This window comes from Comamonas sp. BIGb0152 (assembly GCF_024809975.1).
In the GTDB taxonomy this organism is placed as follows: domain Bacteria; phylum Pseudomonadota; class Gammaproteobacteria; order Burkholderiales; family Burkholderiaceae_C; genus Comamonas.
In genome coordinates this window covers 184,428-200,078 of the sequence record NZ_JANUDY010000003.1, presented here as the reverse complement: position 1 = coordinate 200,078, position 15,651 = coordinate 184,428, and the positions used below count along the sequence as shown (strand labels likewise).

Genomic DNA, 15,651 nt, shown 5'->3' with positions numbered 1-15,651 from the left:
AAGGGTGCCGCTGGGCTTTCAATAAACAACAAAAGCACGGGTCTGGCTGACAGTCCCGAGCAACCTCCGCATTCTAAAATACCCCCATGAACCAGACCGTCCGCAACGAATTGATCCCTGCTGTACCCAGGGCTGCACCCGAGGTGCCCGCGCTGGCGACGGTGGCGGCACCGGCCTTACCCGCCGACCCGGGCGCACAAACCCAGGCGCTGGGGGAGATGCGGCAGGAGGTGGTGGCCAAGTTCTGGGCCTTTTTACCCTGTGCCGGGGTGGGCGCGCGCGCGGTGGATGCAGGCCGCCCAGCGCATGTGCCCAAGCAGTACCAGCAGGTGGCGGGTTGGCCGCTGGTGCTGCACACCTTGGCCGCCTTTATGGCGGCCAAGCCGCTGTCTGGCGTGCTGGTGGGGGTGAGCCCCGGCGATGATTTTTTGCAGCACTACCAGCGCCCTGGCTTTGCCATCAGCCCTTGCGGCGGTGCGACCCGGGCTGATACCGTGGCTGGCGGCCTGCGCAGTTTGCTGGGCGACTCGGGCCTGGGTGCCCAGCCCCATGACTGGGTGCTGGTGCATGATGCGGCGCGTTGCCTCATCAAACCCAGCCAGATTGAGCAGCTGATGCAGGAATGCGCTGCTGATGAGGTGGGGGGCCTGCTGGCGCTGCCATTGCCCGATACACTCAAGGCCGCTGCCACCGATGCCCATGGCCAAAGCCGGGTCAGCAGCACCTTGCCTCGGGTGGACAAGTGGCTGGCGCAGACGCCGCAGATGTTCCGTATCGGTACGCTGCTCGAAGCGCTGGAGCGCTGCAACGATGTCACCGACGAAGCCAGTGCCATCGAGGCCCTGGGTTTGCAGCCCCGGTTGGTGCCGGGCAGCAGTTTTAACTTCAAGGTCACCTTTCCCGATGACTTTGCGCTGGCCGAGGCTTTGCTGCTGCAGCGCATGGCCAGCGGCGAAAGCCAGGTGGCCGCGCTTTTTGATTGATGGCAGACCGGCTGCACGCTGCCGCGTGCCTGGCACTGATTTAACTTGGACGAGATAAGGGATGCAAATGCTGCAAATGCGCATTGGTGAGGGTTGGGATATTCATGCGCTGGTGCCTGGCCGTGCCTTGATTTTGGGCGGCATCCAGGTGCCACACACCACGGGCCTGCTGGGCCATTCGGATGCCGATGTGCTGCTGCATGCCATCACCGATGCCTTGGTGGGCGCGGCAGGCATGGGCGATATCGGATCGCACTTCCCCGATACCGACGCGGCCTTCCGGGGCGCGGACTCTGCGGTGCTGCTGGCCGAGGCCATGCGCCGTGTGGCGGACAAGGGCTGGCAGGTCAACAACGTGGACAGCACGGTCATCGCGCAGGCGCCCAAGCTGGCGCCGCACATTCCCGCGATGCGGGCCAACATTGCCAAGACCTTGGGCATTGATGAATCCCAGGTCAACGTGAAAGCCAAGACGGCCGAAAAAATGGGCCCGGTGGGCCAAGGCGCGGCGATGGAAGCGCGGGCTGTGGTGTTGCTGGTGCGTGCGAGCGCGCCGGCCGCCTAAGCCAACCGGGGGTGTTGAGGACCTGAGGACCGAGGGCCTGTGCGGCGGTAAGAGGCGGTAAGAGGCAGTAGCGCGCCTTTTGCGCGGCGACTAGGCGTCGTCCGTGGAGGCGTCTTCGTACTGCGCCAGTACCTGCGCGCCGGTCAGCTGGGGGGTGTCGTTGGCCAGGTCGTAATAGGCTGGCTTTTCGTCGATGAAGATCTGCGAGCTGAGGCGCATGCCGTCCTCATCCTGGAACAGGCCGGCCGATAAAAAATGCTCGTTGGTGGCCAGCAGGCGGTAGAACAGGTGCGTGCCGCAGTGGCTGCAAAAGGCGCGCTCTGCCCAAGGCGATGAGGCATAGCGTGTGACGGGGCCCGTCAGCTCCACCTCGGTGCCGCCATGCACCGTGAACGCGGGGCCCTCGCTCCAGCGCCTGCACATGCTGCAGTGGCACACATGAACATCTTGAACGGTGGGCGCAGTCACATGGACGGCGCCGCAGAGGCACTGGGCTTGCATGTCAACTCCTGGGCGAAGGGGGAGGAGCCTGCATTCTATGCACAGTCTGGGCTTTGTACCAGCCACCGCCCTGCAACAGGCCCGGGCTGCCCGGGCTGTTGCATCGCTGCGGCCAGCGGCCACAGCGGCTGGGCCTTTTACTGCAGGTCTGCAAGGTTGGTTGGGGCACCGGGCAGGTGGCGTTTGATTTGCGGGCGCAGCAGGCGGCGCTTGGGTTCTTTGCCAATGGCCTGGTCGGGCGCGCGGCGCAGGTAGATGCTGGTGACCAAGCCCGTGCTGCCATCGGAGGCGTTGACGATGGTCAAGCGCCCGCCCATGCGTTGTACCGTTTTCTCGACGATGGACAGGCCCAGGCCGGCGCCTGCGGCTGCGGTACGCGCGGTGTCGCCCCGGTAGAACGGCTTGGTCAGGCTGCTCAGCTGGTCTTTGGAGACGCCGGTGCCATGGTCGCGCATGCGGATGGTGACGGTGCTTTCGCTGAACTTGACGCTGATGTCCACCCGGGTGTGCGATGCGCCTGGCGTTTTGCCATAGCGGCGCGCGTTTTCCAGCACATTGGACAGCACACGCGAGAGCTCGATCTCATCGGCGTTGACCATCAGCTCCTCGGGTACCTTCATGTGCACCTGCAGCTCCTGGTGGTCCTGCACGGCATAGACGCACGACGAGACCACGCCATAGACATTCACGGGGGTGAGCTTGGCGGCATGGTCGGGGCGGGCGTAGTCTAGGAACTTGTCGATGGTGGCATCGAGCTGCACGATGTCGGCCACCATGTGTTCGCGTGCGACCTGGTCGAACACGCTCATTTCGGTCTCCAGACGCAGCCGGGCCAGGGGGGTGCGCAGGTCATGCGAGATGCCGGCCAGCATCACGGCGCGGTCTTGTTCGAGTTTGGACAGGCGTTCGCTCATGCGGTTGAAGCCGATGTTCACCTCGCGGATTTCGCTGGTGACGGCATCTTCATCGAGCTGTGCGGCAAAATCGCCTTCGCGCAGCCGGTTGGTTGCACTCGATAGCTGCTTGAGCGGCCGGTTGATGAGCCCGGCAATCACGGCAGCGCCTGCCAGCGACAGGGCGGCGGCGGTCAGCACCCACACCAGCCAGGTTTTGCCCCCGGCGGGGTTGAAGCGCGAAGGCTCGATCAGGAACCAGTTCTGGTCGCCATCAATGGTGAAGCCGACCCACAGACCTTCTTCCCCATTGACGCTGCTGGCCACAATGGTGCTGGACCCCAGGCGCTTGGTGACTTCTTGGGTCAGGCGTGCGCCCAGCGGCGTGGAGTTGTCGATGGACTCATACACATCCTTGGGCTCCCGCGGCACAATGCGCACCCCCTCTTGGTCAGCCATGGTTTTGACCAGCGACACCCGGGCAATGGCATCCGAATGCAGCAGGGCGGCGCGGCTGAGATTGACCAGGGACGCGATTTGCTGGGCGGTCTGGATGGCGCGTGGCTCCGTCTCCAAAGAGCGCAAGGTTTGCACCCAGGCCAGGATGCTGCCGGTCAGCAAGATGGCGAGCAAAAAGAAGGTGCGCCAAAAAAGATTGAGACCGACGCGGGTGCGCTTGTTGCTGTGCGCGGCTGCGGCGGCGCTGCCGTCCAAGGGGGCCAGGCCGGACTGGTCGGCGTCGTTAGCGGGAGTGGATGCCATGGTCCGTGTGCAGGTTGGGGGATCGGGTCAGTGGGAGGCCAAGAACGCCAATAGGTTCTCGCCACAGTGTCTATTGGACACCATTGTGTGCGTCTGGTGTGGAGATAAAAAAACCGCCCGCAGCCAGGCTGGGGCGGTTTGAGGGTGTTGCTGCTGAAAAAATCAGTTAGCACCATCGGGTACGAACACATAGCCCACGCCCCAGACGGTCTGGATATAGCGCGGCGCGGCAGGATCGACCTCGACCAGCTTGCGCAAGCGCGATACCTGCACGTCCAGGCTGCGGTCAAAGGGCTCGAACTCACGGCCACGGGCCAGCAGGGCCAGCTTTTCACGCGACAGCGGCTGGCGCGGGTGGCGCACCAGGGTCTTGAGCATCGCGAATTCGCCAGTTGTCAGCGGCAGCTCTTCGCCGTCCTTGGTCAGCACGCGGGTGCTCATGTCGAAGGTGAAGGGGCCGAAGTTGACCACCTCGTTTTCGCCAGAAGGTGCGCCCGGTGCCTCTTGTGGAGGGCGGCGGCGCAGCACGGCATGGATACGGGCCAGCAGTTCGCGGGGGTTGAAGGGCTTGCCGATGTAGTCATCTGCACCCACTTCCAGGCCGACGATGCGGTCCACGTCTTCGCCCTTGGCGGTCAGCATGATGATGGGGGTGCGGTCATTGCTGGCACGCAGGCGGCGGCAGATGGACAGACCGTCTTCACCGGGCATCATCAAATCGAGCACGATCAGGTCCACGGTCTCACGCAACAAAATTCGCTGCAAGCCCTTGCCGTCCTCGGCAATCATGACTTCAAAGCCTTCGTGCGACAGGTAGCGACGCAACAGATCACGGATCCGTGCGTCATCATCAACGACCAAGATTTTGTCGACGCGATTGGTTGCTGTAACCATGGCTGGAGTCCTCCGGTTGATATGTAACTTTTACATTTTGACCGGTTTTTTCAAGAAATGCGCATCTTGCGCGCAGTTTTTGACGCTAAGTTACAAAGTTTGCGTTACATATGCATAGGCGGGGTTTGGGTCTTACGTGAAAAATAGGATTTTTCCTGCATTTTTGGCCTTTATTGCCTGTTTTATGGGAAATCTTAAGAGTCTCTTTTGAATTGTTTCAATATTATGCATTTAATGCATAAGTAAGTGGAGGCGTTAAAAAAGGCGCTCTCGCGCCTTTGGGTGTGGGCTTGCCTGTCTGGTGGCCGAGGCTTACTGGGCGACCCAGCCCCCATCCATGTTCCAGGCCACGCCGCGCACATTGTTGGCTGCGGGTGAGCAAAAGAACACGGCCAGTTCCCCCAGCTCTTCGGGCGTGGTGAACTGCATCGAAGGCTCCTTCTCGCCCAGCAGGCGCTTTTTGGCTTCTTCGTTGCTGATGCCCAGCTGCTCGGCCTTGGCATCGACCTGTTTTTGTACCAGCGGGGTGAGCACCCAGCCCGGGCAGATGGCGTTGCAGGTAATGCCGCTGTCGGCGTTCTCCAGCGCCGTGACCTTGGTCAGACCGACAATGCCGTGCTTGGCAGCGACATAGGCCGATTTACCGGCCGAGCCCACCAGGCCGTGCACCGACGCAATATTGATGATGCGGCCCCAGCCTGCCTTTTGCATGGGTGGCAGTGCCAGCCGGCTGGTGTGGAAGGCGCTGGTCAGGTTGATGGCGATGATGGCGTCCCAGCGCTCGACCGGGAAATCCTGCACCGTTGCCACATGCTGGATGCCGGCGTTGTTGACGAGGATGTCTACCTGGCCAAAGGCCTGCGTGGCATAGGCAAACATGGCTTCAATGTCGTCGGCCTTGCCCATGTCTGCGCCGTGGTAGCCCACGCGCGCGCCTGAGCCCGCGCTGGTGATGACGTCCTGCACTTCCTTGAGCGGGCCTTCAGAATCACCAAAGCCATTCAAGATGATGTTTGCGCCTTGGCGCGCCAGCGCTTTCGCAATCCCCAGACCTATGCCGCTCGTCGATCCGGTGACGAGCGCTGTTTTTGCTTTCAGCATCCAATATCTCCAGTTACTCGGTTAGTATTCATGCATACGCAGCATCCATCCTAAGGCAAACCCCAGCCAGGGTTTGCCTTGTATCGTTGCGTTCTTCCATATAAGAGGGGCCATGTACCAAGATCCACGCTTGCAGTATGTCACCTGTGCGGTGGCGGGGAATACGGACACGGGTCGCCAGGGTGCCACGCACCGCATGGCGTATTGGGAGTGGAACGATACCGGCGATCTCCACCACCCGCATGTGATCGTCTGTGCCCATGGGCTGACGCGGCAAGGGCGCGATTTCGACGTGCTGGCGCGCCAACTGGCGCTGCAGGCGCGGGTCATCTGCCCCGATGTGGTGGGACGTGGCTACAGCGATTGGTTGGAGGATCCGGCCGGCTACCAGGTGCCTTTGTACGTGGCCGATATGCTGGCCCTGCTTCAGCAGGTGCACCAGAGCGCGCCGATGGGCCAACTCGATTGGGTGGGTACGAGCATGGGGGGGCTGATTGGCATGGCCTTGGCGGGCGAGCCCAGCATTCAGCCGCTGATGCCTGCCGCCATCCGGCGCTTGGTGCTCAATGACGTGGGGCCTACCCTGGAGCCTTCGGCCTTGCTGCGCATTGGCAGCTATGTGGGCCAGCACATGCGCTATGCCTGCGAGCAGGAGGCGGTCGCGGCGATGGCTCAGATATCCAAAGGCTTTGGGCCCCATAGCCCTGAAGAGTGGCTGGCGCTGTCGCGCCCCATGCTGCGGCCTGAAGCGGGCGGCGCGGTGCGGCTGCATTACGACCCGGCCATCGCCCAGCCCATGCAGGCGATGACCCCCGAGATGGCCGCCGCCGGCGAGCAGTTGCTTTGGCGACTCTATGACCAGATTCAGGCCCCAACATTGGTATTGCGGGGCGCAGAATCCGACTTGCTTTCGGAGAAAACGGCCCAATCTATGGCCGCATCCGGCCCACGGGCGCGGGTGGTGGAATTTGCAGGTGTGGGCCATGCTCCTACCCTGGTATCTTTTGATCAAACGGCTGCAGTGCTGGCTTTTTTGTGCGGTGCGTAGCGCACGCCCTAGAGGGGGTGTGATGGTGGTGACAACATGAAAAGTCTTACGGCAGTTGCTCAACCCGCGCCCGGCGCGGAATATCTTCCCCCGGAACCCGTCTCACCCCTGGTGGCCGCCACTGCCAACGCCTTGCCCATGCAAGACAACGTTCTGGCTCGGGCCCGTGCTTTTTCTCAGCCGCTGATTGCCGAGGAGACCCTGGATACCGGTGAGAACGCCTTGCTCCATGCCGATGCCGTGGCGGCGATTCTCAAGCACATTGGCGGCTCCGAAGCCATGCAGGCGGCGGCGTACCTGGTGCATGCCAGTGAGCAGTTGAACAAGCCACGCGAGGTGATTGGCAAAGCCTTTGGCGAGAGCTATGCGGTGCTGGCGGTGGAGACCGTGGCCCTGATGAAGGTGCAGGCCCAGGCGCGCCAGGCCGATGCCGGCCACCTGGTCGACGACCCGGCCACGCAGACCGAGAATATCCGCAAGATGCTGCTGGCGTTCTCGCGGGACCTGCGCGTGGTGATGCTGCGCCTGACATCGCGGCTGCAGACCCTGCGCTGGTATGCCGCGACCAAGGGCCCCGTATCGCCAGCGGTGGCGCGCGAGAGCCTGCAGGTGTTTGCACCGCTGGCCAACCGCCTGGGTATCTGGCAGATCAAATGGGAGCTGGAGGACCTGGCCTTCCGCTTTCTGGAACCCGATACCTATAAGAAGATCGCCAAGCTGCTCGACGAGACCCGGGTGGAGCGTGAGCTGTATATGGTGGGCCTGCGCGAGCGGCTCGAATCCCAGCTGCGCGCACAAAGCATCAGCGCGACGGTGGCCGGGCGGCCCAAGCACATCTACAGCATCATCAAGAAGATGCGTGGCAAGTCGCTGGGCTTTGACCAGCTGTTCGATATTCGCGCACTGCGCGTGGTGGTGCCCACGGTCAAGGACTGCTATGCAGCCTTGTCCTTTGTGCATGAAAGCTTCACGCCAGTGGAGTCGGAGTTTGACGACTACATTGCCAAGCCCAAACCCAACGGCTACCAGTCCCTGCACACCGTGGTGCGGGATGAGCAGGGCAGGGCGATCGAAATACAGATCCGCACCCAGGCCATGCACGACCATGCCGAAAACGGCGTGGCAGCCCACTGGGCCTACAAAGAGGCGGGCACCAAGGGCTATGCCGGTGTGTCTGCCAGCAGCGATTACGACACCAAGATTGCGGTGCTGCGCCAGCTGCTGGCCTGGCGCAAGGACATGGTGGGCCAGACCCAGGACAGTGGCCTGTTCGACGACCATATCTATGTGCTCACACCCAATGCCGCAGTGATTGAGCTGCCTCAGGGCGCAACGCCAGTGGACTTTGCCTACTCGGTACACACCGATTTGGGCCACCGCTGCCGGGGCGCCAAGGTTGACGGCCAGATGGTGACGCTGAATACGGCGCTGCAAAACGGCCAGACCGTGGAGATTGTGTCGGTCAAGGAAGGGCGGCCATCACGGGACTGGCTCAACGCCGAGCTGGGCTACCTGGTCAGCTCGCGCGCCAAAGCCAAGGTCCGTGCCTGGTTCAACGCCCAGGTCATGCACGAGACCGTGAGCCGTGGCCGCGACCTGGTAGAAAAACTGCTGCAGCGCGAAGGCAAGACCTCCATCAAGCACGATGACCTGGCGGAGCTGTTGGGCTTCAAAACGGCAGAGGCCTTGTTTGAGGTGGTGGGCAAGGACGAGCTGTCGCTGCGCACCATAGAAAACATCCTGCGCCCGCCCGAGCCCATGCAGCCCGATGACGAGATGGTGCTGAGTCGCCCACGCAAGGCCACCGAAGGTTCGGGCAAGGGTGGGGTGCTGGTCGTAGGCGTCGACTCTTTAATGACCCAGTTGGCCAAGTGCTGCAAACCCGCGCCGCCGGATCGCATCGGCGGCTTTGTCACGCGGGGCAAGGGCGTGAGCGTACACCGCCACGACTGCAGCAACTTTCGCGAGATGTGCGCCCGCAATCCGGAGCGCAGCATCGATGTGGAATGGGGCCAGCCGACCAGCGGCCAGCGATCCACTGAAGCCGTCTACCCAGTCGATGTGGCTGTGGAGGCGCACGATCGCCAAGGCCTGCTGCGTGATATCTCTGAGCTGTTTGCGCGGGACAAGACCAATGTCATTGGTGTGCAGACCCAGTCCGTCAAGGGAACGGCCTGGATGACCTTCACCGTGGAGGTGTCGGACTCGGGCAAGCTGGCCAAGGTGCTCGCCTCGGTGGCCACGGTTTCGGGCGTGCGTTCGGTGCGCCGCAAATAGGGCCGAAAGCACTATTTTCAAAAAAAGGCCCAAGTTTCCATTTGGCCCGTTTTTTCTGGCTATAATTTGAGTCTTCAACGACAGGCGCGTAGCTCAGCTGGTTAGAGCACCACCTTGACATGGTGGGGGTCGTTGGTTCGAGTCCAATCGCGCCTACCAAATTTTCCCTCTGAAGAGAACCAGACTTCAGGATACCAGGGATCTGATGGGAAACCTCTCCGAGGTTTCTATTTTGAACAAACCGCCTTCAGGGCGGTTTTTTCATTTCCGAGCAGCTGCTCCAGTTTGCCTTTTCCCGCCCCCGATCCGACCCATCAATCCACTTGGTATCGGCGATGGCTGATTGTTGCGGCACGGTTGTGCATCTTCACAAGACAAAAAATAGCCACCCATAGGTGGCTTGCAATGCAGGGCTGACGGCTGCGCTGGTCAGGCGCTATGCATCACGGTTGATTTTTTGATCTTGCTCTTGATCGTCTTTCTCTGGATCACTGACAACGCACTCTTGCTGGTCGAGCGCTTGGGGAATGGGAATCCAAGGGAAAGCCCAGCTTTTTAAGCTGGCCCAGAATGAACCTTCTGTCGAGAGTGGGAATACAAACATGTGGATCTCCTCAGGCAACTAGATCGTCGCTTTGTTTGCAGCGGCCTGCTGCAAGAGACGCACGATTTTCTCAATATAAATTGTTTTCGGTGAACGATTTATAGGCTCGGCCATGGTGCGAAATGGCTGGTGAAAGAGGTCGTCATCGTCAGAGACATTGCGGCTGTCCACGTCTGTTTTGGGGACGGGCGTTCTTGCCTGGATATTGAAGATGATTTTGTCTGTGAAAGACATTCAGACCTCCGGTCTAGGGTGGCAGATCAGGAGGATGGCCTCGTCCGACGAGACTTTTTAAAGGCCCCAAACCGCGCTGTGCAAACACTTGCTTGATCGCGGGAGAACTATCTTTGACAGCCCTTGGTTTGCCGCCCAGCGCCGTTTAGAGGGTGCGCAACGGACTTGGTGAACCAGGAAACAGGGCACCGACGCGCAATGCTTTTGTTGTGCCCCTGATATCGCCCAAGGGCGGGCGCCGATGGCCCGTATGCAGTAATCGCCTCAATAGCGCCCATGGCATGTTTTTACCATTCGGTTTTCCGTTTTTTATTGCGGGCTCGATCATCCTTTGGCTGCTGTTTTTGGGGACTCTTAACCTCAGCAAGGATCGGCTCCATTTTGTCGATGGGCATCCAGAGGATGTCGCGCATATCGCGCCAGAATTCCATGTGTCGTTGGTATGAAAGAAGTGAAAACATATAGACCTCCGGTCTAATTAGGGTCAGGTTTTTTCTGAAGCACAGCTTGTTCGAGAAGCCGGGCTGTCTTTTCTTTCATGCGTTGCATTGGCGTCTCCTTTTGCACGTCGGCGCCTGCGACAAATGGGCGATGAAACACGTAGTCGTCGTCGGAAACGTTACGACTATCAACATCTTTCTGCGGAAGCGGCTGCCGCAATCGTATGCTGAAGATGGTTTTGTCAGTGAATGTCATCATGGCCTCCACCTGCGTCAGAAATCACCGGAGCCGGGGAAAACTGTCGCTTTGCGATTCAGGTTTTCAGGCTCCTTGGCGAGCTTGTGGCCTTGATCAATGACGGGTACTTGTTCCGGGGTTTTTGCTGAGAAGAGTGATTTCACAAGCTCCCAGAAGCTGCGCTTGTGCTTTGAAAGAGGGTGCAAAAGCATATAGACCTCCGGTCTATGGTGGCAAATCGAGATAGATTGCCTAGATCCACAGTACTCTCTTTAATCCCTTACAACGGCATTACACAAAGACTTACCTGGAGGTGCCAAAATAGCCTGTTTTGCGTCTTTGGCTACATTCCTCTCGCAAGGGGCTCGGCGCGGTGGCAACGGGTATGGCTGTGCCCTGCCGCCGGTCGTTTTACCTCAGCCACTTGGGTGGGATGTGCGCGTTGGCGGCATGCACCCGGCCGCGCATTTGTGCAGAGCAAGGCCCATTCCTGCTGGTGGATGGGCCGGGCGGATGCTTCGCATCGCTGGCTCAAGCGTCTTTGGGTGCTACAACTGCTGTAGCGCTGCCCTTGATGCTAGACGCTCGTTCTGCCTTGGTGCAGTGCAGGGTCCGTAGCGCGCTTGTCCTGGCTTACCCTTGCGCACCAACGCCCAGAAATTGCCATCTCCCTTGGCGGCGGAGGCTGGGCTTGCCCGATGGCTTAGCAGCATCCAGGTCTTCGGTCGGGCATTTTTAGGTCCTTCATGGTAGAAAATAAGTAAGTATTCGCTTGCATATGGTTTAAGGTTATTAAAAGGCGTACGGTGGTTGGCATGAAGGCAGATTCTTGCCTTCTGAACTAGACCGGAGGTCTAAATGTCATTCCTATCCAATCCCTTCCTGGCTAAGCAACAGGCGCCCCTGAAAACCATGGCTGCCGAACAGACGCCCAAGCCGGAAGATAAAAAGCCGGCTGAGAAGCCTCAGGAACCAGCCAAAAAGGCTATTGACTTGGTCTAACTATCTTGCGCTCAGGCGCAAATAGCAATGCAGGGAGCTTCGGCTCCTTTTTTTTGGAGCAAACGATAAGATTTTCTGCGTCAGCTTTTACCGTGGGTGGACCAAATCCGCTATGCGAAAGCAAACGGGTATTTGGGCAGGGCAATGGGCCGCCTGAGCGGGTTGACGCTGCCTGATTGGCGCCGGGTCAACGGCTTGCGGACCGGCTTTTTGCTGGACTGGCTGCCCGCTCGGGCCAGGCGGGCGCATGCGCTTTGTCAGCGTGGATGTGCCATTAAATGCCGCGCAAGGGCATCAAACGCTGGCAGTGACGTTGGATCGTTCGCAGCGTTGGCTGCAACCGGGTGCGAGCCATATCGGGCAATGACCATTTCCGCTTTGGGATCGATATAGAGCGTCTGCCCATGTACGCCGCGTGCGGCGAAGGCGCCATGGTCGTTGTGCGTGATCCACCACATGTTGCGGTAGGTCGAGCCTGGCAATAGTTGGTAACCGGCCTTGGCAAAATCCGAGGTCTTACCGCCTTGGCGGATGTCGGCGATGGCTGCAGCGGGGATGATCTGCTGGCCGTTGAAGAAGCCGTTGTTGCGAACCATTTCACCAAAGCGGGCAAGGTCTCGCAGACCGGTATTCAGGCCGCCACCTGCAAACGGTGTACCGGTCGCGTCGACGGACATATAGGCGTCCTGCTCAGCGCCCAGGCGGCTCCAGATGCGGCTGGACAATAACTGTGCAACGGACTGCCCGGTGGCCCGCGCAATGATCCATCCCAGCGCGTCGGTGTTGGCCGTGCGGTAGCCAAATGCCTCGCCGTGCTGGCCTTGCGGTTTGACCGTCTTGAGGAATTCGTAATAGCTGCGTGGGCCGCTAAAGTCTTTCGGTTTGGGCAGCGGGTTGCCAGCGGCCGCATGCGCCCAGACCTCTGCTTTAGGGTCGGTGTAGTCTTCGCTGAACTGGATGCCCGTGGTCATGTCCATCACCTGGCGCACGGTCGCGCTGCCGAAGGCCGAAGCGGCGAGTTCCGGCACATAGTCAGCGACTTGACGGCTGGGGTCCAATTGCCCCTGGGCGACAAGCATGGATGCCAATGTTCCCACGAAGGACTTGGTGACAGACATGGCGCCATGCTGGCCGTCTGCCTGGAGGGCACCGAAATAGCGCTCGTAAACCAAGCGGCCTTTGTGCAGCACGACGATGCCATCGGTGTAGTTGGCTGACAGCGATTCCGACCAGCTCATCTTTTCCCCGGAATCGAGACGCCTGAACTCCAACGGGTCAATATCGTCGCGCAATGCTTGGGGCAGTGCGGCGGCCGGCTGCAGTCCGCGCGAGATGTTCACGGTCGGCATCAGCTCACGGAAGTGTGCAACGCTCCAGCGCATGGCCGGAAAGCGAAAATACGAGCCATCCTCAAACCGCAAAATGCGGTCTGCGGGCGGCGGAGAGCCTAGCATCCAGCCAAGTTTGATGGGGTCGCTGTCTGCGGCATTCGGGTATTGCGCAGGAGGCGCGGCTTGAGCCGCAATTGCATTGACCGCCAGTAAAAATGATGCGGCGATGCGGCTTGGCGCGCGTTTCAACCATTGCTGTACTGCCATGTACTCACTCCCTGGACACGTAGTCATGCCAGTATCTTATAGGGCGCGCCATGGGCGGTTCATCAGACGCAAGCCACACTGACGCGCTGCAGTCGGATCGGCGGCGCACGGCGGCTTGCGCTTTGAAAGGGGCAAACCGCTAGAAAGTAGTTTCATTTGGTAGCATGCCTGCTTCGCAACACGAGGGTTCATGAAGATTACAGGTGGTAGCTTTGGCGTCCATGGCAAGGCGTATGTGGGTCAAGACAATCGGCTTTACATCAACGGCGCCGTCGAGAAATCGTTTGCAGCCAGTGAGGTCGCATCGGTGAACTCCGAGGTCAATAAAGAGACCAAGTTCTCCGTTTTTAGCCTTCTGATTGGCATTCCCATGCTCATGCTGGTGGGCTGGCTGGTCTTTGGGCCAATGGGTTCGCTGATCGGACTGGTTATTGCCATTGCCGGCTCGTTTTACTCCAAGAAGACGATCAAGGCCGATGTGCTTTTCCACGGTGGCGAAAAGCTGGCGGTGGAGGGCTGGAATAGCGATATTCAAAATCTTGTGCGCTTTGCGGCCACGAAATAGTGCGGGATTGCACGGGGGCTAGAGGCTCCTGTGTAGCTCGCACGCGGCTTGGCTTTGGGCCCATGTTTTGGCCTGGGCCTTTGTATTTTTTGCCCTGATCTGCCACGCACGAAGCACACCAGCATCGGGCCAGGCCGGGCTTTGACGGAACGGCTGTGGTCGCGCACAGCGGCAAGCGATGGGCAAAGGGGCAGCACTCCAGGCTCGGGCATGGAAATGCTAGCAAGTCGGTATTCGTCGCCAGGAGATGATGTTGCTGCTTAACCGCCGCACCATGCGACTGATGACGGCTACAGCACCTGACCTGGCTTGGGGCTGTAGCGCTTGTCGCGCAAGCATTTCTTGCAGGGCCAAGCCGATGATGTCGCGCTTTGAACGCTAGGGATCCTCTGCAAAAACCTCGCCCAACGGGATGGGCGCGGATCGGGATGAGCCGCAAGGCGTCTTTCTTGTCAATAGCAGGCTATTGACAAGAAAGACAACGTAGCGGATCGCCCGAGACCGCGTTCAGACCACGGCAGGGAGTTTTGCAGAGGGTCCCTAGGCCCAAACCCTTTTCATTCCACTCCCTTGCACGGCTACACAGCTGGGCACATGGCTGCTGTTGTCGGCCGTGGCTGCCGCCCTGGCGGTAACGGCTTGGGCTGTTTCCTTTGCGCAGCACGCCGCCACGGTCTGGCGCGACGGCCACCGTTGCTTGGTGTGGTTGCTCACACGCGCGGGTTTTGTATTCGTGTCTGGCACGCCGCTGGCGGGTGCCGTATGGGGATGGGGGATGGTGGATAGAGGAGGTGGCCGTTATGCGAGCCGGCCCGGTCAGTTTGGCCGGGGCCGCCAGCACAGGCAGGGCGCGCTGGGGTTGCGCGCGGCCATCGGCTGCTGGGCGGTGAGGGCGCTAGAGCTCTGTTGGATCCGCAGATCGGGCCAGCACAGGCATGGCCTGCGCAGCGGGGGCATGGCGCAAAATCTGCAGCGCAAAAGTTGCGGGTTCTCAGGCTGCACACCGCCTACTGGCAAGCCAAGCGCTCAGCGTGCAGCTTCCAGGCCCAGGGCCGCCAGCGGGGCGTCATGCATCTTCTTGGTGGGGCGCTGGCCGTCTTTGAGTTCGGCCAGATAGCGCTGGCCAGGAAAGAACACGGCCTCAACCTCGCGCAGGGATTGCAGGCCAAAACCTGCCAGTTTGAGCAGGCGCTCGGGATAGGCGGCCATGACTTCTTCGACCGTGGTGATGTTGTGGCGGGCCAAGGCATTGAATGCGCGGTTCGAGAGTTTTCCTGCAAGCGGCGTTGCATGCGCTGCAAGCGCATCGGTCAGGGGAGGCATCAGACAAAGAGAGGGTTGTGTTTGCGAGCCGCCATCCTAACATCGCAGTCCTGCGCTCAGCTTACAAAGCAGGTGGCCACCGCCAGGCCATTGCGACCATGGAAAAAGCCCTCTGAGAGGGCTTGATCGGAAGGAATGCGGGCATGCTGGTCACGCAGTTTGGGGCGCATGACGGGCTCCATCCGGGCTACGGTGCTTTGAAAACGCTGACTGTGCTTGCCAGGGTCACAATCGATTTGGGTTTTTGGCCACGGTAGCTGAGTTCATTGCCTTTGTATTCTGGTCTCTCTATCCAGGTAATACGGGAGTCGGGAACGCCATCAGGGTAAGAAATCCGATCCTTGTCATAACGGGCTTGAATCTCTTCCGGGCTCAATGCTTGAGCGGGAAGGGGTTTGGATGCATATGTCATGGCTTTCAACTCCTTGAATATCGCTGGAATGCCGGTTCTATGCGAGGCCGCTCCTCGTCGCCACAGCCAGTATGCGCTGCGCACGATGCACTGCCCAATTAAAGGGCATAGTAAAAACCCTTTTGTCCTTGGCGCTGCAATCGGATGGCGTCGCTCACCGAGGCGCTGTGGGAGAGTCCTTACGGCGATGCAGCTTGGGTGACTGCAATGG

General features: G+C 60.2%; 17 protein-coding genes, 1 tRNA gene and 1 riboswitch. Of the genes, 7 read left to right on the top strand and 11 right to left on the bottom strand.

Annotated features, from left to right (window positions below):
* Positions 1–218: 218 nt before the first annotated feature.
* Together M2375_RS07835 and ispF are read left to right on the top strand one after the other, a co-directional pair.
* Positions 219–983: a 2-C-methyl-D-erythritol 4-phosphate cytidylyltransferase gene (locus M2375_RS07835; RefSeq protein WP_259165337.1), complete on the top strand. Its 765-nt coding sequence runs from the start codon at positions 219–221 to the stop codon at positions 981–983.
* Positions 984–1,044: 61 nt separating this feature from the next.
* Positions 1,045–1,548 carry a 2-C-methyl-D-erythritol 2,4-cyclodiphosphate synthase gene (gene ispF / locus M2375_RS07830; RefSeq protein ID WP_259165020.1) on the top strand — a complete coding sequence of 168 codons (504 nt, stop codon included), beginning with the start codon at positions 1,045–1,047 and terminating at the stop codon, positions 1,546–1,548.
* Positions 1,549–1,638: 90 nt separating this feature from the next.
* On the opposite strand, the gene M2375_RS07825 is transcribed toward ispF, so the two are convergent.
* The 4 genes from M2375_RS07825 to M2375_RS07810 form a co-directional block, all read right to left on the bottom strand.
* Positions 1,639–2,049, bottom strand: coding sequence for a GFA family protein (locus M2375_RS07825; protein WP_259165019.1), 411 nt, complete (start codon positions 2,047–2,049; stop codon positions 1,639–1,641).
* Positions 2,050–2,186: 137 nt separating this feature from the next.
* Positions 2,187–3,704, bottom strand: coding sequence for a sensor histidine kinase (locus tag M2375_RS07820; protein ID WP_259165018.1), 1,518 nt, complete (start codon positions 3,702–3,704; stop codon positions 2,187–2,189).
* 162 nt (positions 3,705–3,866) lie between these two features.
* Entirely contained in the window at positions 3,867–4,598 is a 732-nt protein-coding gene (ompR, locus tag M2375_RS07815; RefSeq protein WP_021027409.1) for a two-component system response regulator OmpR, read from the bottom strand.
* A gap of 312 nt (positions 4,599–4,910) precedes the next feature.
* The gene (locus M2375_RS07810; RefSeq protein WP_259165017.1) at positions 4,911–5,699 is read right to left on the bottom strand and encodes a 3-hydroxybutyrate dehydrogenase; all 789 of its coding nucleotides are present in this window, start codon (positions 5,697–5,699) and stop codon (positions 4,911–4,913) included.
* 112 nt (positions 5,700–5,811) lie between these two features.
* On the opposite strand from M2375_RS07810, the gene M2375_RS07805 reads away from it, so the two are divergent.
* From M2375_RS07805 to M2375_RS07795, 3 genes are all read left to right on the top strand, one after another.
* Positions 5,812–6,747, top strand: a complete 936-nt coding sequence (locus M2375_RS07805; protein WP_259165016.1) for an alpha/beta fold hydrolase — start codon at positions 5,812–5,814, stop codon at positions 6,745–6,747.
* 36 nt (positions 6,748–6,783) lie between these two features.
* Positions 6,784–9,024 carry a RelA/SpoT family protein gene (locus M2375_RS07800; protein ID WP_404979288.1) on the top strand — a complete coding sequence of 747 codons (2,241 nt, stop codon included), beginning with the start codon at positions 6,784–6,786 and terminating at the stop codon, positions 9,022–9,024.
* A gap of 82 nt (positions 9,025–9,106) precedes the next feature.
* A tRNA-Val gene (locus M2375_RS07795) sits at positions 9,107–9,183 on the top strand.
* Positions 9,184–9,460: 277 nt separating this feature from the next.
* Here the strand turns inward: M2375_RS07795 and M2375_RS07790 are convergent.
* The 4 genes from M2375_RS07790 to M2375_RS07775 form a co-directional block, all read right to left on the bottom strand.
* Positions 9,461–9,628, bottom strand: a complete 168-nt coding sequence (locus M2375_RS07790) for a hypothetical protein (RefSeq protein WP_259165012.1) — start codon at positions 9,626–9,628, stop codon at positions 9,461–9,463.
* 18 nt (positions 9,629–9,646) lie between these two features.
* Entirely contained in the window at positions 9,647–9,862 is a 216-nt protein-coding gene (locus M2375_RS07785) for a hypothetical protein (protein WP_259165010.1), read from the bottom strand.
* Between the two features lie 474 nt (positions 9,863–10,336).
* Complete coding sequence (locus M2375_RS07780; protein WP_259165009.1) at positions 10,337–10,558, bottom strand: hypothetical protein; 222 nt, start codon at positions 10,556–10,558, stop codon at positions 10,337–10,339.
* Between the two features lie 17 nt (positions 10,559–10,575).
* A complete protein-coding gene (locus M2375_RS07775) occupies positions 10,576–10,752 on the bottom strand; it encodes a hypothetical protein (protein WP_259165008.1) in 177 nt (58 codons plus the stop codon).
* Between the two features lie 646 nt (positions 10,753–11,398).
* On the opposite strand from M2375_RS07775, the gene M2375_RS07770 reads away from it, so the two are divergent.
* A complete protein-coding gene (locus M2375_RS07770; RefSeq protein WP_259165007.1) occupies positions 11,399–11,542 on the top strand; it encodes a hypothetical protein in 144 nt (47 codons plus the stop codon).
* 257 nt (positions 11,543–11,799) lie between these two features.
* Here M2375_RS07770 and M2375_RS07765 read toward each other — a convergent pair whose 3' ends face one another.
* Positions 11,800–12,996 carry a serine hydrolase gene (locus tag M2375_RS07765; RefSeq protein WP_259165336.1) on the bottom strand — a complete coding sequence of 399 codons (1,197 nt, stop codon included), beginning with the start codon at positions 12,994–12,996 and terminating at the stop codon, positions 11,800–11,802.
* A gap of 334 nt (positions 12,997–13,330) precedes the next feature.
* Here M2375_RS07765 and M2375_RS07760 point away from each other — a divergent pair, with 334 nt between their 5' ends.
* Positions 13,331–13,705 carry a hypothetical protein gene (locus M2375_RS07760; RefSeq protein ID WP_259165006.1) on the top strand — a complete coding sequence of 125 codons (375 nt, stop codon included), beginning with the start codon at positions 13,331–13,333 and terminating at the stop codon, positions 13,703–13,705.
* A 234-nt stretch (positions 13,706–13,939) separates the two neighbouring features.
* Positions 13,940–14,005: riboswitch (Fluoride riboswitch) on the top strand.
* A gap of 726 nt (positions 14,006–14,731) precedes the next feature.
* Here M2375_RS07760 and M2375_RS07755 read toward each other — a convergent pair.
* A complete protein-coding gene (locus tag M2375_RS07755; protein ID WP_259165004.1) occupies positions 14,732–15,028 on the bottom strand; it encodes a DNA-directed RNA polymerase subunit alpha C-terminal domain-containing protein in 297 nt (98 codons plus the stop codon).
* A 187-nt stretch (positions 15,029–15,215) separates the two neighbouring features.
* Complete coding sequence (locus M2375_RS07750; RefSeq protein WP_259165003.1) at positions 15,216–15,440, bottom strand: hypothetical protein; 225 nt, start codon at positions 15,438–15,440, stop codon at positions 15,216–15,218.
* Between the last annotated feature and the right edge of the window lie 211 nt (positions 15,441–15,651).

Excerpts from the sequence above, each read along its gene's own strand:
- M2375_RS07835 (WP_259165337.1), top strand. The coding sequence starts at position 219 with ATGCGGCAGGAGGTGGTGGCCAAGTTCTGGGCCTTTTTACCCTGTGCC.
- ispF (WP_259165020.1), top strand. The coding sequence starts at position 1,045 with ATGCAAATGCTGCAAATGCGCATTGGTGAGGGTTGGGATATTCATGCG.
- M2375_RS07825 (WP_259165019.1), bottom strand. The coding sequence starts at position 2,049 with ATGCAAGCCCAGTGCCTCTGCGGCGCCGTCCATGTGACTGCGCCCACC.
- M2375_RS07820 (WP_259165018.1), bottom strand. The coding sequence starts at position 3,704 with ATGGCATCCACTCCCGCTAACGACGCCGACCAGTCCGGCCTGGCCCCC.
- ompR (WP_021027409.1), bottom strand. The coding sequence starts at position 4,598 with ATGGTTACAGCAACCAATCGCGTCGACAAAATCTTGGTCGTTGATGAT.
- M2375_RS07810 (WP_259165017.1), bottom strand. The coding sequence starts at position 5,699 with ATGCTGAAAGCAAAAACAGCGCTCGTCACCGGATCGACGAGCGGCATA.
- M2375_RS07805 (WP_259165016.1), top strand. The coding sequence starts at position 5,812 with ATGTACCAAGATCCACGCTTGCAGTATGTCACCTGTGCGGTGGCGGGG.
- M2375_RS07800 (WP_404979288.1), top strand. The coding sequence starts at position 6,784 with ATGAAAAGTCTTACGGCAGTTGCTCAACCCGCGCCCGGCGCGGAATAT.
- M2375_RS07790 (WP_259165012.1), bottom strand. The coding sequence starts at position 9,628 with ATGTTTGTATTCCCACTCTCGACAGAAGGTTCATTCTGGGCCAGCTTA.
- M2375_RS07785 (WP_259165010.1), bottom strand. The coding sequence starts at position 9,862 with ATGTCTTTCACAGACAAAATCATCTTCAATATCCAGGCAAGAACGCCC.
- M2375_RS07780 (WP_259165009.1), bottom strand. The coding sequence starts at position 10,558 with ATGACATTCACTGACAAAACCATCTTCAGCATACGATTGCGGCAGCCG.
- M2375_RS07775 (WP_259165008.1), bottom strand. The coding sequence starts at position 10,752 with ATGCTTTTGCACCCTCTTTCAAAGCACAAGCGCAGCTTCTGGGAGCTT.
- M2375_RS07770 (WP_259165007.1), top strand. The coding sequence starts at position 11,399 with ATGTCATTCCTATCCAATCCCTTCCTGGCTAAGCAACAGGCGCCCCTG.
- M2375_RS07765 (WP_259165336.1), bottom strand. The coding sequence starts at position 12,996 with ATGCTAGGCTCTCCGCCGCCCGCAGACCGCATTTTGCGGTTTGAGGAT.
- M2375_RS07760 (WP_259165006.1), top strand. The coding sequence starts at position 13,331 with ATGAAGATTACAGGTGGTAGCTTTGGCGTCCATGGCAAGGCGTATGTG.
- M2375_RS07755 (WP_259165004.1), bottom strand. The coding sequence starts at position 15,028 with ATGCCTCCCCTGACCGATGCGCTTGCAGCGCATGCAACGCCGCTTGCA.
- M2375_RS07750 (WP_259165003.1), bottom strand. The coding sequence starts at position 15,440 with ATGACATATGCATCCAAACCCCTTCCCGCTCAAGCATTGAGCCCGGAA.